This is a genomic window from Escherichia sp. 20412-1 (assembly GCF_003027595.1).
Lineage (GTDB): Bacteria > Pseudomonadota > Gammaproteobacteria > Enterobacterales > Enterobacteriaceae > Escherichia > Escherichia marmotae.
In genome coordinates, this window is record NZ_PYQM01000011.1 from 17306 (window position 1) to 44049 (window position 26744).

The 26744-nt window shown below is 50.0% G+C and carries 24 protein-coding genes and 1 other annotated feature; of the genes, 15 read left to right on the forward strand and 9 right to left on the reverse strand.

From position 1 onward, the window contains the following. The first annotated feature begins 397 nt into the window (after positions 1-397). Complete coding sequence (gene ompW, locus C7B16_RS09975) at positions 398-1051, forward strand: outer membrane protein OmpW (protein ID WP_000737210.1); 654 nt, start codon at positions 398-400, stop codon at positions 1049-1051. Positions 1052-1219: 168 nt separating this feature from the next. On the opposite strand, the gene trpA is transcribed toward ompW, so the two are convergent. The 6 genes from trpA to trpL all read right to left on the reverse strand — a co-directional run bounded on the left by trpA (position 1220) and on the right by trpL (position 7886). Further along, positions 1220-2026 carry a tryptophan synthase subunit alpha gene (gene trpA, locus C7B16_RS09980; RefSeq protein ID WP_001516501.1) on the reverse strand — a complete coding sequence of 269 codons (807 nt, stop codon included), beginning with the start codon at positions 2024-2026 and terminating at the stop codon, positions 1220-1222. Next, complete coding sequence (trpB, locus tag C7B16_RS09985; RefSeq protein ID WP_000209515.1) at positions 2026-3219, reverse strand: tryptophan synthase subunit beta; 1194 nt, start codon at positions 3217-3219, stop codon at positions 2026-2028. Before trpB ends, trpA begins: the two co-directional genes overlap by 1 nt. 11 nt (positions 3220-3230) lie before the next feature. Beyond that, a complete protein-coding gene (trpCF, locus tag C7B16_RS09990; protein WP_077688154.1) occupies positions 3231-4592 on the reverse strand; it encodes a bifunctional indole-3-glycerol-phosphate synthase TrpC/phosphoribosylanthranilate isomerase TrpF in 1362 nt (453 codons plus the stop codon). After that, entirely contained in the window at positions 4593-6188 is a 1596-nt protein-coding gene (gene trpD / locus C7B16_RS09995) for a bifunctional anthranilate synthase glutamate amidotransferase component TrpG/anthranilate phosphoribosyltransferase TrpD (protein WP_000763504.1), read from the reverse strand. Next, complete coding sequence (gene trpE / locus C7B16_RS10000) at positions 6188-7750, reverse strand: anthranilate synthase component I (protein ID WP_001194558.1); 1563 nt, start codon at positions 7748-7750, stop codon at positions 6188-6190. Before trpE ends, trpD begins: the two co-directional genes overlap by 1 nt. Before the next feature lie 21 nt (positions 7751-7771). Then, positions 7772-7865, reverse strand: a sequence feature (Trp leader region). After that, positions 7842-7886: a trp operon leader peptide gene (trpL, locus tag C7B16_RS10005; protein WP_001700591.1), complete on the reverse strand. Its 45-nt coding sequence runs from the start codon at positions 7884-7886 to the stop codon at positions 7842-7844. Its footprint overlaps the feature before it by 24 nt. Before the next feature lie 137 nt (positions 7887-8023). Here trpL and rnm point away from each other — a divergent pair, with 137 nt between their 5' ends. From rnm to C7B16_RS10035, 6 genes are all read left to right on the forward strand, one after another. Further along, on the forward strand, positions 8024-8905 hold the full coding sequence (rnm, locus tag C7B16_RS10010; protein WP_001285652.1) for an RNase RNM: 882 nt from the start codon (positions 8024-8026) through the stop codon (positions 8903-8905). Continuing rightward, positions 8902-9522 (forward strand): L-threonylcarbamoyladenylate synthase, encoded by a 621-nt coding sequence (locus C7B16_RS10015; RefSeq protein ID WP_001516499.1) that lies wholly within the window; start codon positions 8902-8904, stop codon positions 9520-9522. Before rnm ends, C7B16_RS10015 begins: the two co-directional genes overlap by 4 nt. A gap of 27 nt (positions 9523-9549) precedes the next feature. After that, the gene (locus C7B16_RS10020) at positions 9550-11451 is read left to right on the forward strand and encodes a DUF2207 domain-containing protein (protein WP_010377673.1); all 1902 of its coding nucleotides are present in this window, start codon (positions 9550-9552) and stop codon (positions 11449-11451) included. 212 nt (positions 11452-11663) lie between these two features. Then, on the forward strand, positions 11664-12539 hold the full coding sequence (rluB, locus tag C7B16_RS10025; protein WP_107179615.1) for a 23S rRNA pseudouridine(2605) synthase RluB: 876 nt from the start codon (positions 11664-11666) through the stop codon (positions 12537-12539). 174 nt (positions 12540-12713) lie between these two features. Next, on the forward strand, positions 12714-13736 hold the full coding sequence (locus C7B16_RS10030) for a hypothetical protein (protein WP_001516497.1): 1023 nt from the start codon (positions 12714-12716) through the stop codon (positions 13734-13736). A gap of 10 nt (positions 13737-13746) precedes the next feature. Continuing rightward, positions 13747-14055, forward strand: coding sequence for a hypothetical protein (locus tag C7B16_RS10035; RefSeq protein ID WP_001516496.1), 309 nt, complete (start codon positions 13747-13749; stop codon positions 14053-14055). A 52-nt stretch (positions 14056-14107) separates the two neighbouring features. Here the strand turns inward: C7B16_RS10035 and cobO are convergent, their stop codons facing one another. Together cobO and C7B16_RS10045 are read right to left on the reverse strand one after the other, a co-directional pair. Next, positions 14108-14698 (reverse strand): cob(I)yrinic acid a,c-diamide adenosyltransferase, encoded by a 591-nt coding sequence (gene cobO / locus C7B16_RS10040; RefSeq protein ID WP_107179616.1) that lies wholly within the window; start codon positions 14696-14698, stop codon positions 14108-14110. After that, complete coding sequence (locus tag C7B16_RS10045; protein WP_000559299.1) at positions 14695-15453, reverse strand: YciK family oxidoreductase; 759 nt, start codon at positions 15451-15453, stop codon at positions 14695-14697. Before C7B16_RS10045 ends, cobO begins: the two co-directional genes overlap by 4 nt. Positions 15454-15670: 217 nt before the next feature. Here C7B16_RS10045 and sohB point away from each other — a divergent pair, with 217 nt between their 5' ends. Next, positions 15671-16720, forward strand: coding sequence for a protease SohB (gene sohB / locus C7B16_RS10050; protein ID WP_000422073.1), 1050 nt, complete (start codon positions 15671-15673; stop codon positions 16718-16720). 35 nt (positions 16721-16755) lie between these two features. Here the strand turns inward: sohB and C7B16_RS10055 are convergent, their stop codons facing one another. After that, the gene (locus C7B16_RS10055; protein WP_001031530.1) at positions 16756-17007 is read right to left on the reverse strand and encodes a YciN family protein; all 252 of its coding nucleotides are present in this window, start codon (positions 17005-17007) and stop codon (positions 16756-16758) included. A gap of 379 nt (positions 17008-17386) precedes the next feature. Here C7B16_RS10055 and topA point away from each other — a divergent pair, with 379 nt between their 5' ends. The 7 genes from topA (at position 17387) to acnA (ending at position 26713) form a co-directional block, all read left to right on the forward strand. Continuing rightward, on the forward strand, positions 17387-19984 hold the full coding sequence (gene topA, locus C7B16_RS10065) for a type I DNA topoisomerase (protein WP_001516492.1): 2598 nt from the start codon (positions 17387-17389) through the stop codon (positions 19982-19984). Positions 19985-20193: 209 nt separating this feature from the next. Next, complete coding sequence (gene cysB, locus C7B16_RS10075; RefSeq protein ID WP_000776256.1) at positions 20194-21168, forward strand: HTH-type transcriptional regulator CysB; 975 nt, start codon at positions 20194-20196, stop codon at positions 21166-21168. A 316-nt stretch (positions 21169-21484) separates the two neighbouring features. Next, entirely contained in the window at positions 21485-21625 is a 141-nt protein-coding gene (locus tag C7B16_RS10080; RefSeq protein ID WP_107179617.1) for a YmiA family putative membrane protein, read from the forward strand. A 2-nt stretch (positions 21626-21627) separates the two neighbouring features. Next, the gene (yciX, locus tag C7B16_RS10085; protein WP_000261428.1) at positions 21628-21798 is read left to right on the forward strand and encodes a protein YciX; all 171 of its coding nucleotides are present in this window, start codon (positions 21628-21630) and stop codon (positions 21796-21798) included. 116 nt (positions 21799-21914) lie between these two features. Continuing rightward, positions 21915-22010 (forward strand): small membrane protein YmiC, encoded by a 96-nt coding sequence (gene ymiC, locus C7B16_RS24525; RefSeq protein ID WP_122983110.1) that lies wholly within the window; start codon positions 21915-21917, stop codon positions 22008-22010. 447 nt (positions 22011-22457) lie between these two features. Continuing rightward, a complete protein-coding gene (ltrA, locus tag C7B16_RS10090) occupies positions 22458-23810 on the forward strand; it encodes a group II intron reverse transcriptase/maturase (RefSeq protein ID WP_107179618.1) in 1353 nt (450 codons plus the stop codon). A gap of 227 nt (positions 23811-24037) precedes the next feature. After that, on the forward strand, positions 24038-26713 hold the full coding sequence (acnA, locus tag C7B16_RS10100) for an aconitate hydratase AcnA (RefSeq protein ID WP_107179619.1): 2676 nt from the start codon (positions 24038-24040) through the stop codon (positions 26711-26713). Positions 26714-26744: the final 31 nt, after the last annotated feature.

Genomic DNA, 26744 nt, shown 5'->3' on the forward strand with positions numbered 1-26744 from the left:
CGCCGAGGGCGTGGGCGCGATTACAGGTTTCGTTGATTTCCCAGACTTCTCCTGATATGGCAAATTTCTGCCATATGGACGGTCTGTTTGCATAAATACCGCAGTTTACCGTTTTCCAGAGGTGCTTTTCAGAGCGACACACTGACGGTTTTTTGGGGTGGCAGAGCAAAAAGGAACCAGATTCAAGAGGCAATAAGGTAGCAAAAGGATGTATTTGGAGTGAAATACGGTGGAATTGATTTACATCACATTAACCAGGATTTGCAATGCAACTTCTAAATTAATCCAGATCAATAAATGGTGATTTAGAAAATGTAGTGTGATCTGTGTAGGATCACTTGTTACTCCAATGTGGGTATATTCGTCACGTTTTTATAACCATAACGACGGAGCGAGCATGAAAAAATTAACAGTGGCGGCATTGGCAGTAAGTACACTTCTCTCTGGCAGCGTTTATGCGCATGAAGCAGGTGAGTTCTTCATTCGAGCAGGTTCAGCGACTGTACGTCCAACTGAAGGCGCGGGTGGGACTCTGGGAAGCCTGGGTGGATTTAGTGTGACCAATAACACCCAACTGGGGCTGACCTTTACCTATATGGCGACCGATAACATTGGCGTTGAACTGCTGGCAGCATCACCGTTCCGCCATAAAGTTGGCACAGCCACGACCGGAGATATTGCGACAGTCCACCATTTACCGCCAACATTGATGGCGCAGTGGTATTTTGGTGATGCCAGCAGTAAATTCCGTCCTTACGTCGGTGCTGGTATTAACTACACCACCTTCTTTAATAATGACTTCAATGATACCGGTGAAGGTCTTGGATTATCCGATCTTAGTCTGAAGGATTCATGGGGAGTGGCGGGGCAAGTTGGTCTGGATTATCTCATCAACCGTGACTGGTTGCTTAATATGTCGGTCTGGTACATGGATATCGATACCGACGTGAAATATAAATCCAACGGCGCAGTACTGCCGGCAGGACATTATTCTGACCATGTGCGCCTTGACCCGTGGGTGTTTATGTTCTCTGCGGGTTATCGTTTTTAATTCTTTGCTATCAACAAACCGCCAGATACTTTCTGGCGGTTTGTTGATGCCGGATGCGGTGCGAACGTCTTGTTTGGCTTACAAAATATTGAAAAATCAATGTATTGTATGGTGTGTGTAGGCCAGATAAGCGTAGCGCATCAGGTAGTTTTGCATTTGTCATCAGTCTCAAAGACGCGTGGCGTCTTTCATCGGGCGAACAAACGTTTTCAGCTCTGCCAGCATTTTCTCTGGCTGATTAATATGTTGCTCAATGATTTTCACAATTGCTGATCCAGAAATAGCCCCCGCAGCGCCTGCCTCAATCGCCGCTTTTACCTGTTCCGGCGCGGAGATACCGAACCCTTGTAATGGAGGCGCAGCGTTATACTCTTTCAGCTTCGTGACCAGATGATTAAGCGGTAATGCCGCGCGGTTTTCCGCACCCGTCACACCCGCACGCGACAACAAATAGGTATAGCCACGACCATAAGAGGCAATCTGGCGCAGCAAATCATCGTCGGCATTCGGCGGACAGATGAAGATAGGTGCGACGTTATGGCGCAACGCGGCCTGGCGGAAAGGCGCGGACTCTTCTACAGGTACATCAGCAACCAGCACTGAATCGACGCCGACTTTCTCGCACTGCGCATAAAACTCATCAATGCCTTTGTTAAATACCAGATTGGCATACATCAGCAGGCCAATGGGAATGGTTGGGTGCTTCTGGCGAATCAGCGCCAGCATTTCAAAACACTGAGCCGGAGTTACGCCTGCGGCAAAAGCCCGCAGGGTCGCGTTTTGAATAGTTGGCCCATCAGCCAGCGGGTCGGAGAAAGGAATGCCCAACTCCAGCGCGTCGGCACCTGCTTCAATCAAGGCATCGATAATTTTCAGCGACTGTTCAATGCCGGGGTCACCGAGGGTAACAAAAGGAACAAATGCGCCTTCGTTGCGCTCCTTCAATTGGGCAAACAGAGTTTCATAGCGTTCCATCAGATTTCCCCTCGTGCTTTCAAAATATCGTGAACGGTGAAGATGTCTTTATCGCCGCGGCCAGAAAGGTTAACCACCAGCAGTTGCTCTTTCTCTGGGGCTTCGCGCATCATTTTTAGTGCATGGGCAAGGGCGTGGGAGGATTCCAGCGCCGGGATGATCCCTTCATGCAGGCACAGTGTTTTGAACGCTTCCAGTGCTTCATCATCGGTAATTGAAACGTAATCTGCGCGCCCAATGCTGTTGAGATACGCATGTTGTGGGCCGACGGACGGGAAATCCAGACCGGCAGAAATGGAGTAAGACTCTTCAATCTGCCCGTCTTCGGTCTGCATCATCGGTGATTTCATACCGAAATAGATGCCCACGCGACCATGTTTCAACGGTGCACCGTGCTCGCCGGTTTCGATGCCATGACCACCTGGCTCAACACCTATCAGACCGACGTCAGTTTCATTAATGAAATCAGCAAACATACCGATAGCATTCGAGCCGCCGCCAACGCAGGCAATGACGGCATCCGGCAGGCGACCTTCTCTTTCCAGAATTTGCGCTTTCGTTTCTTCGCCAATCATCCGCTGGAACTCTCGCACAATGGTTGGGTAAGGGTGCGGGCCGGCAGCAGTACCCAGCATATAGTGAGCAGTTTCGTAGCTACCAGACCAGTCGCGTAACGCCTCGTTACAGGCATCTTTCAGTGTTGCGGAACCGCTATGTACAGGAATCACTTCTGCACCCATTAAGCGCATCCGAAAAACGTTTGGCGACTGGCGTTCGACATCTTTGGCACCCATATAGATGCGACATTTCAGACCGAGCAGGGCGCTGGCAAGCGCAGAAGCCACACCATGCTGACCGGCCCCGGTTTCCGCGATGATTTCGGTTTTACCCATCCGCTTTGCCAACAATGCCTGCCCCAACACCTGGTTGGTTTTATGCGCGCCGCCGTGGAGTAAATCTTCACGTTTCAGGTACAGCGTGGTGTTAGTTCCCGCCGTTATGTTCTGGCATTTGGTGAGTGCGGTCGGACGCCCGGCATAATTTTTCAGCAGGTCGTTAAACTGCGCCTGAAACTCAGGATCTTTTTGCGCGCTGACGAAGGCTTCTTCCAGTTGGCGCAGAGCAGGCATCAGGATTTGTGGCACGTACATGCCGCCAAATTCACCAAAATAGGGGTTAAGTAATGTTGTCATTGTTCCTTTCCTTAATATGCGCGCAGTGTCTGGAAAACCGAGGCCAAAACGCGTGCATCTTTAATGCCCGGTTGAGACTCTACAGCAGAATTAAAATCAAGCCCGGCGCAGCCGGTTTGTGCCGCTTCCACGCAGTTATCTGCGCCTAAACCACCCGCCAGCAGAACGTTGCTTAGCGATTGACCATGTAACAGTGACCAGTCGAAACGTTGTCCGCTGCCGCCCTGGCCGTTGTCGAAAATATATTTATCGACGAACTGAAGATCGCGTGCAGGCAGGACTTCACCGACGCTTAATGCTTTCCAGATGGCAACATTTTCAGGCAGAGCGTCACGTAGGGCGTCGATATACTCCTGATCTTCACTGCCATGCAGTTGTACTGCCGCCAATGCCAGGGTATTCGCTTTATCAACGACCTCATTAATATCGTGATTGCGGAACACGCCGACATATTGCAATGGTGCTGCAGCTATCACTTCCAACGCCTGTTCAACGCTGATATAGCGCGGTGATGTGGCAACAAAAATCAATCCGCCGTAAATAGCACCAGCGTCATAAGCCGCTCTGGCATCTTGCCCACGAGTCAGGCCACACACTTTATTCTCACCCAGTAACACCCGACGCACGGCGGCGTTCAAATCGTCATGGGCCATCAGCGCCGAACCAATCAGAAAGCCGTTAGCAAAGTGGCTCAACTCGCGCACCTGAGCATAAGTATTGATTCCGGATTCGCTGATCACCGTCACGTTGTGCCCCAGTTTCGGCGCAAGCTCACGGGTACGGTTGAGATCAATCGACAAATCACGCAGATCGCGGTTGTTGATGCCAACGACTTTTGCTCCCAGCACAATGGCGCGTTCCAGTTCCTCTTCATTACTGACTTCGGTCAGCACGCCCATACCCAGACTATGGGCGACGGCGGAGAGCTGGCGATACTGTTCATCGTCCAGCACTGAAAGCATTAATAAGCAGGCATCAGCCTGATAATAGCGAGCCAGATAGATCTGGTAAGGGTCGATAATAAAGTCTTTACATAAAATTGGCTGTGGTGCGATTTGGCTGACAATAGGGAGGAAATCAAAACTCCCCTCGAAATATTTTTCATCAGTCAGCACCGAAATTGCTGAAGCGTAATGTTTATAAATGGAGGCAATACGTGCAGGATCGAAATCATCACGGATCACACCTTTTGACGGCGATGCTTTTTTGCACTCCAGAATAAACGCGGTGCGTGCGCCCTGCAGCGCATCATAAAAATGTCGCGTGCTCGGCTGAATTTCATTCTGGAAACTGGCCAGCGGTTGTTGCTGTTTGCGGGCTTCTACCCAAATCGCCTTGTCTGCGACAATTTTCGCTAAAACGGTTTGCATCATTTACCCTCGTGCCGCCAGTGCGGTGACTCTGTCGTAAGCGGAACCACTGCGCAGTACCGCAAGAACGGTTTGCGCATTGGCTTGCAGATCTTCATGGCCATGCAGGCGCATTAACATGGCGACATTCGCCGCGACGGCTGCTTCATGAGCGGCGTCACCTTTACCTTGTAACAAGCGTGTTAAAATGTCACGGTTTTCTTCCGGAGTCCCACCAGCCAGTTGCTCCTGGTGGTAGGGCGTCAGGCCAAAATCTTCAGCAGTCAGTTGATAACTTTTGATTTCTCCATCGTGCAATTCCGCAACAATCGTTGGCGCGTGCAAAGAAACTTCATCCATTCCGCCGCTATGCACCACTGCTGCACGTTGATACCCCAGTACGCGCAGGGTTTCGGCAATAGGCAGTACCAGTTCCGGGCTATAAACACCTATTAACGCCAGCGGCGGATGCGCCGGGTTAATCAATGGCCCCAGCACGTTAAACAGGGTGCGGGTTTTCAGTTGCTGGCGAACTGGCATCGCGTGGCGAAAACCGCTGTGGTACTTCGGCGCGAAGAGGAAACAGACACCTAACTCGTCCAGCGCCTGGCGCGATTTATCGGCATTCATATCCAGGTTAATACCAAATGCTGCCAGCAGATCGGACGAACCGGATTTACTGGAAACGCTGCGGTTGCCGTGTTTCGCAACTTTCAGTCCACAAGCAGCGGCGACAAAAGCACTGGCGGTAGATATGTTGATGCTGTTGCTGCCGTCACCGCCGGTGCCGACGATATCGGCAAACAGATAATCAGGTCGCGGGAACGGCGCAGCATTTTCCAGCAGGGCAGTTGCCGCCCCGGCGATTTCATTCGGGTGCTCGCCGCGAATTTTCATGCTCACCAGCGCCGCCGCCAGTTGTTCGGACTTCAGTTCGCCGCGAACTACGGCTGAAAACAACAGGTGGCTCTCCTGCTGGCTAAGCGTCTGTGCCTGATACAGCTTTTCCAGAATCGGTTGCAGCGTGTTGGCCGGTTCCAGCTTCTGTTGCGCCCACGCCAGCGTTTGCTCCAGCAGTTGTGCGCCCTGGGTGGTGAGAATCGATTCCGGATGGAACTGGAAACCGCAAACGCGATCTGCATCATGACGCACCGCCATCACCATGCCATTAAAATGGGCGTTGATGGTTAAACCGGCCGGAATGTTACTGCCAACTAGCGAGTGATAACGCGCCACCGGCAGCGGGTTGCTTAACCCGGCAAACATCGCCTGACCATCATGTTCAATACTGGAAGCTTTGCCGTGGAGTATTTCCCCCGCCTGGCCGACATAACCGCCGTAAGCCTCGACAATCGCCTGATGACCGAGGCAAATACCGATAATCGGCAGCTTGCCACGCAGACGGGTGAGTAGCTCCGGCATACACCCGGCTTCACTCGGCACACCGGGGCCGGGTGAAAGCATCAGCACCGGATTGCTCATCGTCGCCAGACGTTCAATTAAGGTTTGCGCCGGAATATGGTTGCGGTAAATCACCACGTTATGACCATTGCTGCGCAACTGATCTGCCAGGTTATAAGTAAAAGAGTCGATATTATCGAGCAGCAGAATGTCAGCCATCAGAAAATCTCCTGTGCATGATGCGCGGTGGCGATAGCGCGCAGTACAGCGCGGGCTTTATTACGGGTTTCGTCGGCTTCCGACTGCGGAACAGAATCAAGCACCACGCCAGCACCGGCTTGCACGGTAGCGACGCCGTTTTCCACCAGCGCCGAACGGATGACAATGCAGGTATCGAGATCGCCGTGCGCGGTGAAATAACCTACCGCGCCGCCGTAGCTGCCGCGTCGACGACCTTCTGCTTCGGCAATTAACTGCATGGCGCGCACTTTCGGCGCACCGCTTAACGTGCCCATATTCATACAGGCGCGGTAAGCGTGCAGGGCGTCAAGGTCGTGGCGCAGTTCACCGACCACGCGGGAGACGAGGTGCATCACGTAGGAATAACGGTCAACTTTGGTGAGGTCGGCTACGTAGCGGCTGCCGGGGGTGCAAATGCGCGCGAGGTCGTTACGGGCGAGATCCACCAGCATCAGATGCTCGGAAAGCTCTTTATGGTCGGTACGCATCGATAGTTCAATCCGGCTGTCGAGGTCTCTGTCCAGTGAACCATCGGCGCGACGACCGCGTGGGCGTGTTCCGGCAATCGGGTAGATTTCAATCTGACGACTGGTGGCGTCGTATTTGAGTGAACTTTCCGGCGACGCGCCGAACAGAGTGAAATCATCATCCTGCATAAAAAACATGTACGGGCTGGGGTTACTCTTTTTCAGCACGTAATAAGCTGCCAGCGGTGACGGGCAGGGCAGTGAGAAACGGCGAGATGGCACGACCTGGAAAATCTCTCCGGCGCGAATCGCTTTTTGCAACGAACGCACGACACCGCCGAACTCTTCATCGCTCTGATTACATTCACAACGCATATGCGGCACGGAAACCACTGGCAGTGGCGGCGCGATTTCGGTGAGTTGCTGGCGAAGTTCGTTCAGGCGAGCAGTGAGGCGCTGTTTTTCTTCTTCATTCTGACCAAAAAGGCTGGCCTGGATGCGTGTGCTTTTCTTCTGATGGTCAATCACCATCAGCGTTTCAGCAAGATAAAAACAGAAATCAGGGCAGTTATTTTCAGCCGCCAGTTGCGGTAAATCTTCAAATCCTGCGACCAGGTCGTAAGAGAACAGGCCGCCAAAGAACATCGCTTCTCGTTCTTCCTTCGGCACATTCACCAGATCCTGCAACAAACGAAAAGTGTCAAAAACCGAAAGGGAGCATAAACGGGCATCTTCATCCAAAAGAGTGCTGACGGGCGGAAAACGCAGCACGCGACAATCTGGCGATTGTTCATTTTCTACGCCAGCAGGCAGAGTGCTATCCAGCAATGCAAGCAGAGATGTCCCATTGTCAGTTAGCGCTTTAATTGTGACAGTGTCACCTAATGCGGTAATACGCAGCGCACTATCCACTAACAGCAGACTTTTCAGATCATCTTTGCTGTCAATATCTGCCGATTCCAGCAGCAGCGTAGCAGAGCGTGCTCCGCACAACTGGTGAAAAAGCGCGGTCGGATTATCGCGATAAGCACCTGCGCAGGTTAACAGTTCGAGAGTCGGTTTTTGTGTTTGCATTGTTATTCTCTAATTTTGTTCAAAAAAAAGCCCGCTCATTAGGCGGGCTGGGTATCTGGTTGCTTTACGCATGGTGAATACACTGCCCGTTTCAGGAAGTGCGCCACCAACCTTTCAGTACGAAAATCGCTTTCATTGTCGATACCCTTTTTACGTGAACTTTCGTACTAGTTAACTAGTTCGATGGTTAATTGTCAACAGCTCATTTCAGAATATTTGCCAGAACCGTTATGATGACGACGCAAAAAACATTATCCAAAATGGGAGTGCGCCTTGAGCGACACGAATTACGCAGTCATTTATGACCTGCACAGCCATACTACGGCTTCCGATGGCTGCCTGACACCGGAAGCGCTGGTACACCGTGCCGCAGAAATGCGCGTCGGCACCCTGGCGATCACCGACCATGACACCACGGCAGGGATCTCGCCAGCAAGAGAAGAAATTTCACGTTCGGGACTGGCACTGAATCTTATTCCTGGCGTGGAAATTTCCACCGTATGGGAAAATCATGAAATTCATATTGTCGGGTTGAATATTGATATTTCTCATCCGGCAATGTGTGAATTCCTGGCACAGCAAACTGAACGGCGTAATCAGCGGGCGCAGTTAATCGCAGAAAGGCTGGAAAAAGCGCAAATACCGGGCGCGCTGGAAGGGGCGCGAAGACTAGCGCAGGGCGGCGCGGTAACTCGCGGACATTTTGCTCGTTTTCTGGTCGAGTGTGGCAAAGCCAGTTCAATGGCGGACGTCTTTAAAAAATATCTGGCGCGCGGGAAAACCGGATACGTTCCGCCACAGTGGTGTACAATAGAACAAGCTATTGATGTCATTCATCATTCTGGCGGTAAGGCGGTGCTGGCTCATCCAGGGCGGTACAATCTTAGTGCTAAATGGCTGAAAAGATTGGTTGCGCATTTTGCCGAACATCACGGCGACGCGATGGAAGTCGCGCAATGCCAGCAATCGCCCAATGAACGCACCCAACTGGCGACACTTGTACGCCAGCACCATTTATGGGCATCACAAGGCTCTGATTTTCATCAGCCGTGCCCGTGGATTGAACTGGGGCGTAAACTCTGGCTGCCCGCAGGCGTTGAAGGCGTCTGGCAGCTTTGGGAACAGCCACAGAACAAGACAGAGAGGGAAGTATGAGTCAGTTTTTTTATATCCATCCAGATAATCCGCAACAGCGTCTGATCAACCAGGCGGTGGAGATTGTGCGTAAAGGTGGGGTGATTGTTTATCCTACCGATTCAGGCTACGCACTGGGCTGTAAAATTGAAGATAAAAACGCGATGGAGCGTATTTGTCGCATTCGCCAGTTGCCGGACGGTCACAACTTTACCCTGATGTGTCGTGATCTTTCCGAACTCTCGACCTATTCCTTTGTTGATAACGTCGCGTTTCGCCTGATGAAAAACAACACGCCAGGTAACTACACCTTCATCCTGAAGGGAACGAAAGAGGTGCCGCGCCGACTGTTGCAGGAAAAACGTAAAACCATTGGTATGCGCGTGCCATCTAACCCCATCGCCCAGGCATTACTTGAGGTGCTGGGTGAACCGATGCTTTCTACCTCGCTGATGCTACCTGGCAGTGAATTTACCGAATCCGATCCGGAAGAAATTAAAGATCGTCTGGAAAAACAGGTAGATTTGATTATTCACGGCGGCTACCTCGGACAGAAACCGACAACGGTTATCGATCTCACCGATGACACACCAGTCGTGGTGCGTGAAGGCGTAGGTGATGTGAAACCTTTCTTATAAGAAATTGCGTTCCACGGATGGAAGATTATGGCAGGGATATATCGCTGCATTTTGCTGTTGATAGTTGGGCTTTTTTTCTCTTCGTTGAGTTATGCGAAAAACACGGAGATCCCTTCATATGAAGAAGGGATCTCGCTCTTTGATGTTGAAGCCACTCTGCAACCGGATGGGGTGCTCGACATCAAAGAGAATATTTATTTTCAGGCGCGAAATCAGCAGATTAAGCACGGATTTTCTCGTGATTTACCACGACTATGGATGCAGTCTAATGGGGACGCTGCACTGCTGAACTATCGTATTGTTGGCGTTACCCGTGACGGCGTTCCTGAACCCTGGCATCTTGACTGGCATATTGGGTTAATGAGTATTGTCGTGGGCGATAAACAACGTTTCTTGCCTCAAGGCGACTATCATTATCAAATTCATTATCAGGTTAAAAATGCTTTCCTGCGTGAGGGAGATTCTGACCTGCTAATCTGGAACGTGACCGGTAGCAACTGGCCGTTTGAAATCTATAAGACCCGATTTTCACTCAAGTTCTCTAATATTGCGGGTAATCCATTTAGTGAAATCGATATCTTTACCGGAGATGAGGGCGACACATATCGAAATGGCCGCATCCTTGAGGACGGAAGAATTGAATCTCGCGATCCGTTTTATCGAGAAGACTTCACGGTTCTCTACCGTTGGCCTCATGCCTTGCTGGATAATGCCCCAGCACAACACACGACGAATATTTTTAGCCATCTTTTTGGACCCTCAACATCGTCTCTTATCATTTGGTTACCGTGTTTGCTCCTGGCGTGTGGATGGTTATATCTCTGGAAGCGCAGGCCGCAATTTACGCCGGTAGATGTGATTGAAACCGATGTCATTCCGCCAGATTACACGCCCGGAATGTTACGTCTCGATGCGAAGCTGGTTTACGACGATAAAGGTTTTTGTGCCGATATCGTAAATCTGATTGTGAAAGGAAAAATTCATCTGGAAGATCAGTATGACAAAAATCAGCAAACCCTGATCCATGTTAATGAAGGCGCCACCAGAAATAATGCGGTATTACTGCCCGCAGAGCAGTTATTACTGGAAGCGTTATTTCGTAAAGGCGATAAGGTCGTTCTCACGGGGAGGCGCAACAGCGTCTTACGCAGAGCATTTTTACGGATGCAGAAATTTTATCTGCCGCGTAAAAAGTCTTCCTTTTACCGACCTGATGCGTTTTTGCAATGGGGGGGAATGGCGATATTGGCGGTCATTCTCTACGGTAACCTGAGTCCCATAGGTTGGGCTGGAATGAGTCTGGTGGGCGATATGTTTATTATGATCTGCTGGCTTCTTCCTTTTTTATTTTGTTCCCTTGAGCTTTTGTTGGCCCGCGATGATGACAAGCCTTGCGTTAATCGTGTAATAATCACTTTGTTTTTACCACTGATTTGTTCAGGCGTGGCCTTCTATTCTCTCTACATCAATGTCGGAGATGTATTCTTTTACTGGTATATGCCAGCGGGTTATTTTAGCGCTGTTTTCCTGACCGGTTATCTCACTGGCATGGGGTATATTTTTCTGCCAAAGTTTACCCAAACTGGGCAGCAACGTTATGCCCACGGTGAAGCTATCGTTAACTATCTTGCGCGTAAAGAGGCGGCAACGCACAGTGGGCGGCGGCGGAAAGGGGAAACACGGAAACTGGATTACGCTTTGTTAGGTTGGGCTATATCAGCAAATTTGGGGAGGGAATGGGCGTTACGCATCGCCCCTTCGCTCTCTTCGGCTATTCGCGCTCCAGAGATTGCCCGTAACGGCGTTTTATTCTCATTACAGACGCACCTGAGTTGCGGGGCCTATACCAGTTTGTTGGGGCGGAGCTATTCCGGTGGTGGTTCTGGCGCTGGTGGCGGTGCGGGAGGTGGAGGCGGTGGTGGTTGGTAACCAAACCGATGTTAATCGAAACAAGCTTTAACCATAAAGATAGTGTAGTATGTTGCGCCTCAAAGCCAGGCCAGTTAAAACGTCGAGTCGTTTACTTAAGGCCTGAAGAGTTCAAACAGACTTTACTATCAGTGAGTCAGATGTAAGTTCTGACTCATTGTTGCACAAAAGCATATCAGACGCCTGGGAAGGCGACACCAAAAGGAAGCTCTATGAGCGAAAAGCTACAGAAAGTGCTGGCGCGTGCCGGCCACGGTTCTCGCCGTGAAATTGAATCTATTATTGAAGCCGGTCGTGTGAGTGTTGATGGCAAAATTGCTAAACTCGGCGATCGCGTTGAAGTTACCCCTGGGCTGAAAATCCGTATCGATGGTCACCTGATTTCGGTACGCGAGTCCGCTGAACAAATTTGTCGCGTTCTGGCCTATTACAAGCCAGAAGGCGAGTTGTGTACTCGTAATGACCCGGAAGAGCGTCCGACCGTGTTTGATCGTCTGCCGAAGCTGCGTGGGGCGCGCTGGATTGCCGTTGGCCGTCTCGACGTTAACACCTGTGGTCTGTTGCTGTTCACCACCGATGGTGAACTGGCAAACCGCTTAATGCACCCAAGTCGTGAAGTTGAACGTGAATATGCCGTGCGTGTATTTGGTCAGGTTGACGATGCAAAACTGCGTGATTTGAGTCGCGGCGTGCAACTGGAAGATGGTCCGGCAGCCTTTAAAACCATCAAGTTTAGTGGCGGTGAAGGGATCAACCAGTGGTATAACGTCACTCTTACCGAGGGCCGTAACCGTGAGGTTCGTCGTCTTTGGGAAGCGGTTGGCGTGCAGGTTAGCCGCCTGATTCGTGTGCGCTACGGTGATATCCCACTGCCGAAAGGTCTGCCACGTGGTGGCTGGACGGAGCTGGATCTCGCCCAGACTAACTATCTGCGTGAGCTGGTGGAACTGCCGCCAGAAACCAGTTCTAAAGTTGCCGTAGAAAAAGATCGTCGTCGTATGAAGGCGAATCAAATTCGACGTGCGGTGAAACGTCACAGTCAGGTGAGCGGCGGTCGTCGTTCTGGCGGACGTAATAATAACGGTTAATTTAATTTAAGTTAAGTATAAAATAAAGGCCCTGCGGGGCCTTTTCTTCATTTGAAGCATGATAAATAGTCGCAGCATTTTAATTTAATTTCATACTTGCTTATGAATAATGCCCGGAAATAGCCACATTACTATTTAATTATCTGAGATAAACTCAACGTCAAGAGGTGGGTTATGATTAGATATAGTGGAGTATTTCTATCGCTGTTAATGATTTCAGGTTGTGCAACCGATGCTTTGAAAAATGAACAAGCTGAAACTGTTATTACTGCGGGTAACAAGGCGGTGGCGGCGAATGCAAGTTTCTTTAAACAATACTATGCTTCTCGTGAAAACTTTCTTGTTAATTTTTATGCGACTAATCCGGAGTGTGCACCCCGACCAGATTATGAGGTAGTTATTGAAAACAGTACCAGTAATGAGTCATTGTGTCAGCAACCTGGAGATAAGCACAAAAAATCTCAAGAAGATCTTTTTACTACAAAGATAGTCACTACTGAAAAAGAAAGATTGCTGGCTTCTATGGAAATCATTAGCAGTATGAGTTCTTATGTCGAACTTTTGAATGAGGATTTAGATGTAAAAGACAGCAAACAGTTCATATTGCTTAAACAAGCTCTGGATCACGCGAATAATGCGGGGGCACTTCTGGGCATCAATGATGGTGGAACATTAACAAAATCTGCAGCAGCGGTTAAAGATTTAGTGGTTTATTTCAATGGGTTGTATAATACCAGGGTAAGCGCAGGGAATATAGGTAGTACGGTAAATAATCATTGGCAAAGAATAAAAAATGATCTAACTGATATACGAAACGATATCGCGACAAAAGGTAAACAAACCGGAAGAAATACCTTTGCGACGGTACATAATAATCTCGTTTATTACAATGCCTCCTTAAAAAAAGGAGGAGGTAATGAATTTAAGACATTGAAGAGCAGACAAGAATTCCTGGCTGCGATTATCAGCATTAATGAAACACGTCTTCGTGCAGCAGATCCAGCAATTCCAGCAATACAAGCACTGAACTCATTTCTTGACGAGGGGAATCACCTTAAGGATTTATACACTAATAAAACACGCACAGCGGCTGAACAAAAAAGGCTAAATGAAATATTACGTGCACAAGTAATTAGTGGGTTAAAGGCGTCTGAGGGGCTGGCAAAACTACTTATTGCTAGCGGAATAATGTTATAGGAGGCTTTTTATGAACGATGTACAAAATCGTAGAATACTGGCATTACTCGACATGCTGTATAATACCCTGGGCAATAAAACCACATGTAAGGTTTGTCATAAATATTTTATCCTTATCCTCTCGATTATGAACAACCTGACGATTAACTATGGTTCTGAAACCTCACCAGAGTTAAGCGGAATTAGTTATGAAGATGCGAATGCGTTAATTACTGAACTGATATTATTTATTGAAGATGTTGACGCTGAGAATCATGAAGCATATCCGGGACATTTGAATGAGATTAAACGCATTCTGAATTTCGCTATTGCCGCTTGAATATAATTATGATTAAAGCACCTCAAGAGGCAATCTTTTGAGGTGCTTTCACTTAATAATCAATCCCGATTTGTGCTTTAACTCCTGCATCAAACGCATGTTTGACGGGGCGTAATTCACTGACGGTATCTGCCAGTTCAAGTATATCCCGATGACAGCCACGACCCGTGATAATCACCGTTTGCTGATGTGGACGCTCATTTAAGGCTTGCACCACTTCTTCCAGTGGCAAATAGTCATACGCCACCATATACGTCAGCTCATCGAGCAAAACCATATCCAGCGAGGAATCAGCCAGCATTCGCTTTGCATGTTGCCAGACTTCACGGCAGGCAGCGGTATCAGCTTCGCGGTTTTGCGTATCCCAGGTAAAACCTGTTGCCATCACCTGAAACTCGACGCCGTGTGGTTCCAGTAGATTGCGCTCGCCGTTAGGCCAGGTGCCTTTAATAAACTGCACGATGCCCACTTTTTTTCCGTGACCTACCGCGCGTGTTGCCGTACCAAATGCCGCAGTGGTTTTGCCTTTTCCATTGCCAGTAAAAACAATAATAATGCCGCGCTCATCCTGGGCCTGCGCCACGCGGGCATCCACTTTTTCTTTAACACGTTGCTGACGCTGTTGGTAGCGTTCGTCACTCATTGGGAAATTCCTGGTTTACGGCCCGGTTGGGCGTCAAAGGTCATACCGGTTTTACGGCGGCTGTCATCGCCCATCAGCCAGAGGTATAGCGGCATGATATCGGCGGGTGTTTTGAGCTTCAGCGGATCTTCCGTAGGGAAGGCACTGGCACGCATGGCAGTGCGCGTACCGCCCGGGTTAATGCAGTTCACACGCAGACGCTGCTGATATTCATCGGCCAGTACTTGCATCATCCCTTCGGTGGCAAATTTAGAGGCAGCATATGCGCCCCAGTTGGCACGCCCCTGACGTCCAACGCTTGATGAGGTAAAGACCAGCGAACCGGCGTCCGATTTGAGTAATAAAGGAAGAAGTGCCTGGGTCAGCATAAAGGTAGCATTTACGTTGACCTGCATGACATCCTGCCAGACCTGCGGATTTTGTTCGCTCATCGGGCAAACTTCGCCAAGCAATCCGGCATTATGCAGAACGCCGTCCAGACGCGGATAATTAACGGCAATGCGCTGTGCCAGTTGATGGCAATCTTCGGATGTGCAGGTCAGCAAATCGAGAATAAACCACTGTGGCTGGTGTCCGGTCTCTTCGAACATACGCCGGGCGACCTGACGTAATTTTTCTTCGTTACGACCCAGTAAAATCACCGTCGCGCCATAACGCGCATAAGTCTGAGCGGCTTCACGACCAATTCCGTCGCTGGCACCGGTCACCAGGATAATACGATCATTGAGTAAATCTTGTTTTGGTTGGTAATGCATGGCTACTCCTCAACGACATTATCCGTCGCGTTGCCAGTGTACTTATGACTTTGAGGGGTTATGCCTTAAACAGAGGCGCATTTCAATCAGCCAGGAGCGATAACGCCGTAAAATGAATACTTTGTCATACTTTCTCGTCAAGAATATCTCTGCGAGACGGCTTAACATGCCTGTTGTAAACTGTGAAGCAAAGCGTTGTTTAACCAAGGTGGGACTCGTGGAATTGTTGTCTGAATATGGTTTGTTTTTGGCGAAAATTGTCACTGTTGTGGTGGCGATTGCGGCTATTGCCGCCATTATTGTCAATGTTGCCCAACGTAATAAGCGCCAGCGTGGCGAGTTACGGGTTAATAATCTCAGCGAACAATATAAGGAGATGAAAGAAGAACTGGCCGCAGCGCTGATGGATACACATCAGCAAAAACAGTGGCATAAAGCGCAGAAGAAAAAGCACAAGCAAGAAGCGAAAGCAGCGAAAGCGAGAGCCAAACTGGGCGAGGTGGTGACTGACAGTAAGCCCCGTGTCTGGGTGCTGGATTTCAAAGGCAGCATGGACGCGCATGAAGTGAACTCGCTGCGTGAAGAGGTCACTGCGGTACTCGCGGCATTTAAGCCGCGTGACCAGGTGGTTTTGCGTCTGGAAAGCCCCGGCGGTATGGTTCATGGTTACGGTCTGGCAGCCTCGCAGTTGCAGCGTCTGCGCGATAAAAACATTCCTTTAACCGTTACGGTAGACAAAGTGGCTGCCAGCGGCGGCTACATGATGGCCTGTGTTGCGGATAAAATTGTTTCCGCACCGTTTGCCATTGTTGGCTCCATCGGTGTGGTGGCGCAAATGCCCAACTTTAACCGCTTCCTGAAAAGTAAAGATATTGATATCGAACTGCATACTGCCGGGCAATATAAGCGGACGTTGACATTGCTGGGTGAAAACACCGAAGAAGGGCGTGAGAAATTCCGTGAAGAACTGAACGAAACACATCAGCTATTTAAAGCTTTTGTAAAACGTATGCGTCCGTCTCTGGATATTGAAGAGGTGGCTACTGGCGAACACTGGTACGGGCAACAGGCGGTAGAGAAAGGTCTGGTTGACGAAATAAACACCAGTGATGAAGTGATTCTGAGTCTGATGGAAGGCCGTGAAGTGGTTAACGTGCGTTATATGCAGCGTAAACGGTTAATAGACCGATTTACCGGCAGTGCGGCAGAGAGCGTCGACCGATTGTTGTTACGCTGGTGGCAGCGCGGGCAAAAGCCTTTGATGTAAAAGACAAACGCGAGGTTCAGGCCTCGCGTTTTGCTTTAATCTACCAGATGATATTTTTCCGAGAGCACGTGAGCCAGGTGTTTAAACATATTAAACACCGCGGTGCTTTTCGCAGTCGGCAATCCTTGTTCATCTAAAAAGTAATCGCCGGTAAACACCAGTACGCCATTACGCTGCGTAACGCCGGTGGCTTCAATTCCTGCGAGCGTATCCTCATGCTCACGAATGATTTTGTTGGCCTCTTTCAACAGCGTTTCGCGGTCGATGGGTTGTGTCTCTTTGTTCATTATTTACTCCTTAAACAAGGACATTAGTCTACGCCAGGCATGGCTTGCAGACAAATATACCACGCTGGCGTCAGGTGCGCCTTACTGGCAACTTTGGATTTTGCATGCTAATAAAGTTGCGTAACGGATTTTATCAGGTACAGTGTGACGCTTTCGTCAATCTGGCAATAGATTTGCTTGACATTCGACCAAAATTCCGTCGTGCTATAGCGCCTGTAGGCAAAGACCTGCTAACTCAGTCACCTGAATTTTCGTGAACAGAGTCACGACAAGGGGTTGATATCCGCAGAGAGCGAGTCCATATCGGTAACTCGTTGCCAGTGGAAGGTTTATCAATGTGCGACGCATTCCTGGAAGAATCAAATTAGGTAAGGTGAATATGGGTAAAGCTCTTGTCATCGTTGAGTCCCCGGCAAAAGCCAAAACGATCAACAAGTATCTGGGTAGTGACTACGTGGTGAAATCCAGCGTCGGTCACATCCGCGATTTGCCGACCAGTGGCTCAACTACTAAAAAGAGTGCCGACTCTACCTCCACCAAGACGGCTAAAAAGCCTAAAAAGGATGAACGTGGCGCTCTCGTCAACCGTATGGGGGTTGACCCGTGGCACAATTGGGAGGCGCACTATGAAGTGTTGCCTGGTAAAGAGAAGGTCGTCTCTGAACTGAAACAACTGGCTGAAAAAGCCGACCACATCTATCTCGCAACCGACCTTGACCGCGAAGGGGAAGCCATTGCATGGCACCTGCGGGAAGTGATTGGTGGTGATGATGCGCGCTATAGCCGGGTGGTGTTTAACGAAATTACTAAAAACGCGATCCGCCAGGCTTTCAACAAACCTGGTGAGCTGAATATTGATCGTGTTAATGCCCAGCAGGCGCGTCGCTTTATGGACCGTGTGGTGGGTTATATGGTTTCTCCGCTGCTGTGGAAAAAGATTGCTCGCGGTCTTTCTGCCGGGCGTGTGCAATCAGTGGCGGTTCGCCTGGTGGTCGAGCGTGAACGAGAAATTAAAGCGTTCGTACCGGAAGAGTTCTGGGAGGTGGATGCCAGCACGACCACACCATCAGGCGAAGCGTTGGCCTTGCAGGTGACCCATCAGAACGACAAACCGTTCCGCCCGGCGACTAAAGAACAAACTCAGGCAGCGGTAAGTCTGCTGGAAAAAGCGCGCTATAGCGTGCTGGAACGTGAAGACAAACCGACAACCAGTAAACCTGGCGCGCCTTTTATTACTTCCACATTGCAACAGGCTGCCAGTACCCGTCTTGGTTTTGGCGTGAAAAAAACCATGATGATGGCGCAGCGTCTGTATGAAGCTGGCTATATCACTTACATGCGTACCGACTCCACTAACCTGAGTCAGGACGCGGTAAATATGGTTCGTGGATATATCAGCGATAATTTCGGTAAGAAATATCTGCCGGAAAGCCCGAACCAATACGCCAGCAAAGAAAACTCTCAAGAAGCGCACGAAGCGATTCGTCCTTCTGACGTCAATGTAATGGCAGAATCGCTGAAAGATATGGAAGCGGATGCGCAGAAACTGTACCAGTTAATCTGGCGTCAGTTCGTTGCATGTCAGATGACCCCGGCGAAATATGACTCCACCACGCTGACCGTTGGCGCAGGTGATTTCCGCCTGAAAGCGCGCGGACGTATTTTGCGTTTCGATGGTTGGACGAAAGTGATGCCCGCGCTGCGTAAAGGCGATGAAGATCGTATTTTACCGGCTGTCGATAAAGGTGACTCACTGTCGCTTGTTGAGCTGACACCTGCTCAGCACTTTACCAAACCGCCAGCCCGTTTCAGTGAAGCTTCGCTGGTTAAAGAACTGGAAAAACGCGGTATTGGTCGCCCTTCCACCTATGCGTCGATCATTTCGACCATTCAGGATCGTGGTTATGTGCGCGTAGAAAACCGTCGTTTCTATGCGGAAAAAATGGGTGAGATCGTAACTGATCGCCTGGAAGAAAATTTCCGTGAGTTAATGAACTACGACTTTACCGCGCAGATGGAAAACAGCCTCGACCAGGTGGCGAATCACGAAGCAGAGTGGAAAGCCGTACTGGATCACTTCTTCTCGGATTTCACCCAGCAGCTCGATAAAGCGGAAAAAGATCCGGAAGAGGGCGGTATGCGGCCGAACCAGATGGTTCTGACCAGTATCGATTGCCCGACCTGTGGCCGCAAAATGGGTATTCGTACTGCCAGTACCGGGGTATTCCTCGGCTGTTCCGGCTATGCGCTACCGCCGAAAGAGCGTTGCAAAACCACCATCAACCTGGTGCCGGAAAACGAAGTGCTTAACGTGCTGGAAGGCGAAGATGCTGAAACCAACGCGCTGCGCGCCAAACGTCGTTGCCAGAAGTGTGGCACGGCGATGGATAGCTATCTCATCGATCCGAAACGTAAATTGCATGTCTGTGGTAATAACCCAACCTGCGACGGTTACGAGATCGAAGAGGGCGAATTCCGCATTAAAGGTTATGACGGCCCGATCGTTGAGTGTGAAAAATGTGGTTCTGAAATGCATCTGAAAATGGGGCGTTTCGGTAAATACATGGCCTGCACTAACGAAGAGTGTAAAAACACGCGTAAGATTTTACGTAACGGTGAAGTCGCGCCGCCGAAAGAAGATCCGGTTCCGCTGCCAGAATTACCGTGCGAAAAATCGGATGCTTATTTCGTGCTGCGTGATGGTGCTGCCGGTGTGTTCCTGGCTGCCAATACCTTCCCTAAATCACGTGAAACGCGTGCACCGCTGGTGGAAGAGCTTTATCGCTTCCGCGACCGTTTACCGGAAAAATTGCGTTATCTGGCCGATGCGCCGCAGCAGGATCCGGAAGGTAATAAGACAATGGTTCGCTTTAGCCGTAAAACCAAACAGCAATATGTCTCTTCGGAAAAAGATGGAAAGGCAACTGGCTGGTCAGCATTTTATGTAGATGGCAAATGGGTTGAAGGGAAAAAATAACCTTTAACTTTTTCCGGTTTTTATAAACAAAGGGTCGCGAAAACGGCCCTTTTTTATTACATATTATTTTTTCTGCACACCTATACACTAAAGCTATAAATGATATAGTGGTTATAGTTATCGCTTTTTTTATTATTAAATCGTATTAGTCACCCGCCAGGTGTGACGAAAAAACGATGTTCAGATGGCGTCTAAGTGGATGGTTTAACATGAAATTACAACAACTTCGCTATATTGTTGAGGTGGTCAATCATAACCTGAATGTCTCATCAACGGCTGAAGGACTTTACACATCACAACCAGGGATCAGTAAGCAAGTCAGAATGCTGGAAGATGAGTTGGGCATTCAAATTTTTTCCCGCAGCGGCAAGCATTTGACGCAGGTTACTCCAGCCGGGCAGGAAATAATTCGTATTGCTCGTGAAGTCCTGTCGAAAGTAGATGCCATTAAATCGGTTGCCGGAGAGCACACCTGGCCAGATAAAGGCTCATTATATATTGCCACTACTCACACTCAGGCACGCTATGCGTTACCAAACGTCATCAAAGGTTTTATTGAGCGTTATCCTCGCGTTTCTTTGCATATGCACCAGGGATCACCGACACAAATTGCCGATGCAGTCTCTAAAGGTAATGCCGATTTCGCTATTGCCACGGAAGCACTTCATTTGTATGAAGATTTGGTGATGCTGCCATGCTATCACTGGAACCGGGCTATTGTGGTGACCCCGGACCACCCACTGGCAGGCAAAAATGCAATCACCATTGAAGAACTGGCGCAGTATCCGTTGGTGACGTATACCTTCGGTTTTACCGGACGCTCTGAACTGGATACCGCTTTTAACCGCGCAGGGTTGACGCCGCGTATCGTCTTCACGGCAACGGATGCTGATGTCATTAAAACCTACGTCCGGTTGGGACTGGGGGTAGGGGTGATTGCCAGCATGGCGGTCGACCCGGTTGCTGACCCTGACCTGGTTCGTGTCGATGCACACGACATTTTCAGCCATAGCACAACCAAAATTGGTTTTCGTCGCAGTACGTTTTTACGCAGTTATATGTATGATTTCATTCAGCGTTTTGCCCCGCATTTAACGCGAGACGTCGTTGATGCCGCTGTGGCACTGCGTTCTAATGAAGAAATTGAGGTCATGTTTAAAGATATCAAGTTGCCTGAAAAATAATTACCTGCGTTATTTCCGGCACCTTTATGTTACCTGGGGGCCGGAATATATTCTCTGCTCCTTCTTATTCGTATGCACCCACAATATAATTACCCCTGAAATCTTTATGGTAAATCGATCATAAAGTAGTGCCTAATTACCCGCCTCGCAAACTTCAATCTTCAAATATCTATATCAGGTCAAAAGATTGAATTATTCACTGGATACGATTCGTAAATTAGCTGGATTTTTGGCTAAAGTTTCATTAGGATTTGTCTCATCGTTTGATTAATTTTACCAATTGGTTAACGTCTTACTGATAAGTGATGGCAATCATATGAGGTTAGCAATGCCTTCTAGAAATCAGGAACCCCGCCGGGACCCTGAATTAAAACGCAAAGCCTGGCGTGCAGTATTTCTTGGTTCTGCACTCTTCTGGGTGGTTGTCGCACTACTGATATGGAAAGTGTGGGGATAACGATGGTTGTTCAGGAGCAGCATCAGGAATCGTCACCATTATGTCAGCATAGTGACAACGAAATGGAAACGAAACGAGAATGTTCCGTCGTTATTCCAGATGACTGGAAACTAACGTCGCAGCAGCAAGCCTTTATAGAGATGTTTGCTGAAGATGATCAGCAGAAACAATAATTATCATCATTCTTATTATCCGATATATTCGTGAATTAAACGCTTTTTAATACACCACTGCAATAAAAGGTTGAGTAATTTCAACATAAAGTAATAACAAATAAAGGGTGTAGCCTATGATCATCACAAATACGAAATACTGGTCCTGGATGGGCGCATTTTCTCTGTCGATACTCTTCTGGTCCGAACTCATCTGGATAGTTGCTCACTAATCTCTGACCTCGCTGCGGCGAGTTTTTTCTTTGTGTGCCGGGCATGTTCAGCAGCTCGGGGGTGAAAGTCCCCTGTCCAGCCTGATGGTGGCGAAGGACTAGCGAAGCGCAAGGGCGTCGTCGTGAGGCGGGGTCTGAAGGAAGCGTGAAGCAAATCCATGACCTGACGAACAGAAATCCGATACGAGGCCTACCCGGTTGGCGGAGCAAGCAAAGAATTGCGAAGGCCATAACCATCAAGAACCGGGGTGGTAAATCGGACAGGTGTGTGGTGAAGGCGGCTGAACTTACCCCGGGAGGCCTGTCCGTCGTTCTGTATCCAGAACTGAGCGTACCGTAAGGGGCGCTGACCGGCGGACAGGAGTCAGCAGAGGGCATAGTAGGGCATGACACCCGAAGGCCCGAACGGTAATGAGTGACGAGTATCAACGGAGGTTCTGAACGGTCATGCAGCAGAAAACGCATCGCGACCCTGAGGCCGGGGAACGGGGTGAAGCCCCGAACGCCGCCCTTCCGGGGGCTGAAACCGTGCAGGCACCGACGAACAGAGAAAGTCCGTCGTCAACAGTGTGGCTGATGGAAGCCATTTGTGAACCAGTCAATCTCAGGCAAGCCCTGAAAAGAGTTAAAGCCAACAAAGGTGCAGCGGGAGTCGATGGTATGCGCGTAAGCGAACTGCCGGACTACCTGAGGCACCACTGGCCAGAGCTGAAAGCGCAACTGCTGTCCGGCAGATACCGCCCATCTCCTGTGAGAAGAGTGTCCATACCGAAGCCCAGCGGCGGCGGACGTCTGCTGGACATCCCGACGGTGGTGGATCGCTTCATCCAGCAGGCGATGATGCAGGTATTGCAGGCACAGTGGGATAGCTCGTTCAGCGACAACAGCTACGGGTTCCGTTCCGGTCGTTCGGCCCACCAGGCAGTGATACAAGCCCGGGAACATATCGGGGCCGGGTATCACTGGGTGGTCGACCTCGATCTGGAGAAGTTCTTCGACCGGGTAAATCACGATGTGCTGATGAGCCGGATAGAGAAACGAGTATCGGATAAACGGGTGTTGTCACTTATCCGCAGGTTCCTGAATGCAGGGGTGATGGACGCAGGTCTGGTAAGGCCGGTGACAGAAGGAATGCCGCAGGGCGGCCCACTGTCGCCGCTGCTATCGAACCTGCTGCTTGACGACCTCGACAAGGAACTGGAGAAACGTGGTCTGAAGTTCGTGCGGTACGCAGACGACTGTAATGTCTACGTGAAAAGCGAACGGGCAGGCAACCGGATCATGGCGGGGTTGACGCACTGGCTGAGCCATAAACTGAAGCTGAAGGTCAACGCGAAGAAGAGTGCTGTAGCACGCCCTGAAACGCGCAAGTTCCTTGGATACAGCTTCATAAGGGGGCGGAAGGTATGGTGCGTGGTATCGCCGGAGTCGATAAAACGGTTCAAAATGCGGATAAGAGCACTGACCGGACGCAACACAGGGAGAAGCCTTGAACAGCTAACTCAGCCGCTAAGACGATATCTGACGGGCTGGAAAAGTTACTACGGGCTGAACCAGAGGCCATCGCTGATGCGAGAGCTGAACGGATGGATAAGGCGCAGGCTGCGAAGCATACTCTGGAAACAGTGGAAAACGGGCCGCAACCGCTTCAGGGAGTTGCGCAGTCGAGGCGTAATCAAGGACCTTGCGGCGCAAACAGCAGGAAGCTGCCATAAAGAGTGGCGGATAAGCTGTAGTCCGGCACTGAATATAGCACTCCCCAATAAGCTGTTCTCCAGACTGGGCCTGCCAGAAGTATAGGCAGGCGACGATCAACATAACCGAACCGCCGTATACGGCCCCGTACGTACGGTGGTGTGGGAGGAAGCTGATCGTGAGATCAGCTCCTATCCCGATTTATCCCTGTAAGGCCTCTCCTCTTTTATCAATTTGGGTTGTTATCAAATCGTTACGCAGTGTTTGTGTTATCTTTAATATTCACCCTGAGGAGAATCAGGGTATCGCAACCCTGTCATTAAGGAGGAGCTATGTCGTCAACCCTACGAGAAGCCACTAAGGACACGTTGCAGGCTAAAGATAAAACCTACCATTACTACAGTCTGCCGCTTGCTGCCAAATCACTGGGCGATATTACCCGTCTGCCTAAGTCACTCAAAGTTTTGCTCGAAAACCTGCTGCGCTGGCAGGATGGCAACTCTGTTACCGAAGAAGATATACATGCGCTGGCAGGATGGCTGAAAAATGCCCATGCTGACCGTGAAATCGCTTACCGTCCGGCAAGAGTGCTGATGCAAGACTTTACCGGCGTGCCTGCTGTCGTTGACCTTGCGGCGATGCGTGAAGCGGTAAAACGTCTCGGCGGCGATACCGCGAAGGTGAACCCGCTCTCACCCGTCGATCTGGTGATTGACCACTCGGTGACCGTCGATCGGTTTGGTGATGATGAGGCCTTCGAGGAAAACGTGCGCCTGGAAATGGAGCGCAATCACGAACGTTATGTATTCCTGAAATGGGGACAGCAGGCATTCAGTCGTTTTAGGGTGGTGCCGCCAGGCACTGGGATTTGCCATCAGGTTAACCTCGAGTATCTCGGTAAAGCGGTGTGGAGCGAATTGCAGGGCGGTGAGTGGATTGCTTACCCGGATACGCTTGTCGGCACCGACTCGCACACCACGATGATCAACGGTCTTGGCGTGTTGGGGTGGGGTGTTGGTGGGATCGAAGCGGAAGCAGCAATGTTAGGTCAGCCGGTTTCCATGCTTATCCCGGATGTTGTGGGCTTTAAACTCAGCGGAAAATTACGTGAAGGTATCACCGCCACAGACCTGGTTCTTACCGTCACTCAGATGCTGCGTAAACATGGCGTAGTGGGTAAATTCGTCGAATTTTACGGCGATGGACTGGATTCGCTGCCGCTGGCAGATCGCGCGACGATTGCCAACATGTCACCGGAGTACGGCGCGACCTGCGGCTTCTTCCCAATAGATTCGGTTACCCTCGATTACATGCGTTTAAGTGGACGCAGTGAAGATCAGGTCGAACTGGTCGAAAAATACGCCAAAGCGCAAGGAATGTGGCGTAACCCGGGCGATGAACCGATTTTTACCAGTACATTAGAACTGGATATGAATGACGTTGAAGCCAGTCTTGCCGGACCAAAACGGCCGCAGGATCGCGTTGCGCTGGCAGATGTACCAAAAGCTTTTGCCGCCAGTAACGAACTGGAAGTGAATGCCACGCATAAAGATCGCCAGCCCGTCGATTATGTTATGAACGGGCATCAGTATCAGTTGCCTGATGGCGCAGTGGTTATTGCCGCAATAACATCGTGTACCAACACGTCTAACCCCAGCGTGTTGATGGCTGCCGGGTTGCTGGCGAAAAAAGCCGTAACTCTGGGGCTGAAACGACAACCGTGGGTTAAAGCGTCGCTGGCTCCCGGCTCGAAAGTGGTTTCTGACTATCTGGCAAAAGCCAAACTGACACCGTATCTCGATGAACTTGGCTTTAATCTTGTAGGTTATGGCTGTACAACCTGTATCGGTAACTCTGGCCCATTACCCGATCCTATCGAAACGGCGATCAAAAAAGGTGATTTAACCGTTGGAGCGGTGCTGTCTGGTAACCGTAACTTTGAAGGGCGTATTCATCCACTGGTTAAAACCAACTGGCTGGCCTCGCCGCCGCTGGTTGTTGCTTATGCGCTGGCGGGCAATATGAACATCAACCTCGCTTCCGATCCACTTGGACATGATCGCAAAGGCGATCCGGTATATCTGAAAGATCTCTGGCCATCAGCACAAGAAATTGCTCGCGCGGTTGAGCAAGTCTCAACAGAAATGTTCCGTAAAGAATATGCGGAAGTTTTTGAAGGCACGGCGGAGTGGAAAGAGATTAACGTTGCGCGATCAGATACCTACGGATGGCAGGATGATTCGACCTATATTCGGTTATCGCCTTTCTTTGATGAGATGCAGGTGACGCCAGCGCCAGTGGAAGACATTCACGGTGCGCGAATCCTGGCAATGTTGGGGGATTCGGTTACCACTGACCATATTTCTCCGGCAGGCAGTATTAAGCCCGACAGCCCGGCAGGGCGATATTTGCAGGGTCGTGGCGTTGAGCGTAAAGACTTTAACTCCTACGGTTCGCGGCGTGGTAACCATGAAGTGATGATGCGCGGCACGTTTGCCAATATTCGCATTCGTAACGAAATGGTGCCTGGCGTTGAAGGAGGGATGACGCGCCATTTGCCTGCCAGCGAGGTTGTCTCTATTTACGATGCAGCGATGCGCTATAAGCAGGAGAAAACACCGCTGGCGGTGATTGCCGGGAAAGAGTATGGATCTGGTTCCAGCCGTGACTGGGCAGCAAAAGGTCCGCGTCTGCTCGGTATTCGTGTGGTTATTGCCGAATCGTTTGAACGTATTCACCGTTCGAATCTAATTGGTATGGGTATTCTGCCGCTGGAGTTCCCTCCAGGCGTGACGCGTAAAACGTTAGGGCTGAGCGGGGAAGAAAAGATTGATATTACCGATCTACAAAGTCTACAACCGGGCGCGACGGTTCCGGTGACGCTAATGCGAGCGGAGGGGAGTCAGGAAGTTGTGCTGTGCCGTTGTCGTATCGACACCGCGACGGAATTAACCTATTACCAGAACGACGGTATTTTGCATTATGTCATTCGTAATATGTTGAAGTAACTGTGCTTTACTTGCCGGATGAGGGGCATCC

Excerpts from the sequence above, each read along its gene's own strand:
- ompW (WP_000737210.1), top strand. The coding sequence starts at position 398 with ATGAAAAAATTAACAGTGGCGGCATTGGCAGTAAGTACACTTCTCTCT.
- trpA (WP_001516501.1), bottom strand. The coding sequence starts at position 2,026 with ATGGAACGCTATGAAACTCTGTTTGCCCAATTGAAGGAGCGCAACGAA.
- trpB (WP_000209515.1), bottom strand. The coding sequence starts at position 3,219 with ATGACAACATTACTTAACCCCTATTTTGGTGAATTTGGCGGCATGTAC.
- trpCF (WP_077688154.1), bottom strand. The coding sequence starts at position 4,592 with ATGATGCAAACCGTTTTAGCGAAAATTGTCGCAGACAAGGCGATTTGG.
- trpD (WP_000763504.1), bottom strand. The coding sequence starts at position 6,188 with ATGGCTGACATTCTGCTGCTCGATAATATCGACTCTTTTACTTATAAC.
- trpE (WP_001194558.1), bottom strand. The coding sequence starts at position 7,750 with ATGCAAACACAAAAACCGACTCTCGAACTGTTAACCTGCGCAGGTGCT.
- C7B16_RS10015 (WP_001516499.1), top strand. The coding sequence starts at position 8,902 with ATGAGTCAGTTTTTTTATATCCATCCAGATAATCCGCAACAGCGTCTG.
- C7B16_RS10020 (WP_010377673.1), top strand. The coding sequence starts at position 9,550 with ATGGCAGGGATATATCGCTGCATTTTGCTGTTGATAGTTGGGCTTTTT.
- rluB (WP_107179615.1), top strand. The coding sequence starts at position 11,664 with ATGAGCGAAAAGCTACAGAAAGTGCTGGCGCGTGCCGGCCACGGTTCT.
- C7B16_RS10030 (WP_001516497.1), top strand. The coding sequence starts at position 12,714 with ATGATTAGATATAGTGGAGTATTTCTATCGCTGTTAATGATTTCAGGT.
- C7B16_RS10035 (WP_001516496.1), top strand. The coding sequence starts at position 13,747 with ATGAACGATGTACAAAATCGTAGAATACTGGCATTACTCGACATGCTG.
- cobO (WP_107179616.1), bottom strand. The coding sequence starts at position 14,698 with ATGAGTGACGAACGCTACCAACAGCGTCAGCAACGTGTTAAAGAAAAA.
- C7B16_RS10045 (WP_000559299.1), bottom strand. The coding sequence starts at position 15,453 with ATGCATTACCAACCAAAACAAGATTTACTCAATGATCGTATTATCCTG.
- C7B16_RS10055 (WP_001031530.1), bottom strand. The coding sequence starts at position 17,007 with ATGAACAAAGAGACACAACCCATCGACCGCGAAACGCTGTTGAAAGAG.
- topA (WP_001516492.1), top strand. The coding sequence starts at position 17,387 with ATGGGTAAAGCTCTTGTCATCGTTGAGTCCCCGGCAAAAGCCAAAACG.
- cysB (WP_000776256.1), top strand. The coding sequence starts at position 20,194 with ATGAAATTACAACAACTTCGCTATATTGTTGAGGTGGTCAATCATAAC.
- C7B16_RS10080 (WP_107179617.1), top strand. The coding sequence starts at position 21,485 with ATGAGGTTAGCAATGCCTTCTAGAAATCAGGAACCCCGCCGGGACCCT.
- yciX (WP_000261428.1), top strand. The coding sequence starts at position 21,628 with ATGGTTGTTCAGGAGCAGCATCAGGAATCGTCACCATTATGTCAGCAT.
- ymiC (WP_122983110.1), top strand. The coding sequence starts at position 21,915 with ATGATCATCACAAATACGAAATACTGGTCCTGGATGGGCGCATTTTCT.
- ltrA (WP_107179618.1), top strand. The coding sequence starts at position 22,458 with ATGCAGCAGAAAACGCATCGCGACCCTGAGGCCGGGGAACGGGGTGAA.
- acnA (WP_107179619.1), top strand. The coding sequence starts at position 24,038 with ATGTCGTCAACCCTACGAGAAGCCACTAAGGACACGTTGCAGGCTAAA.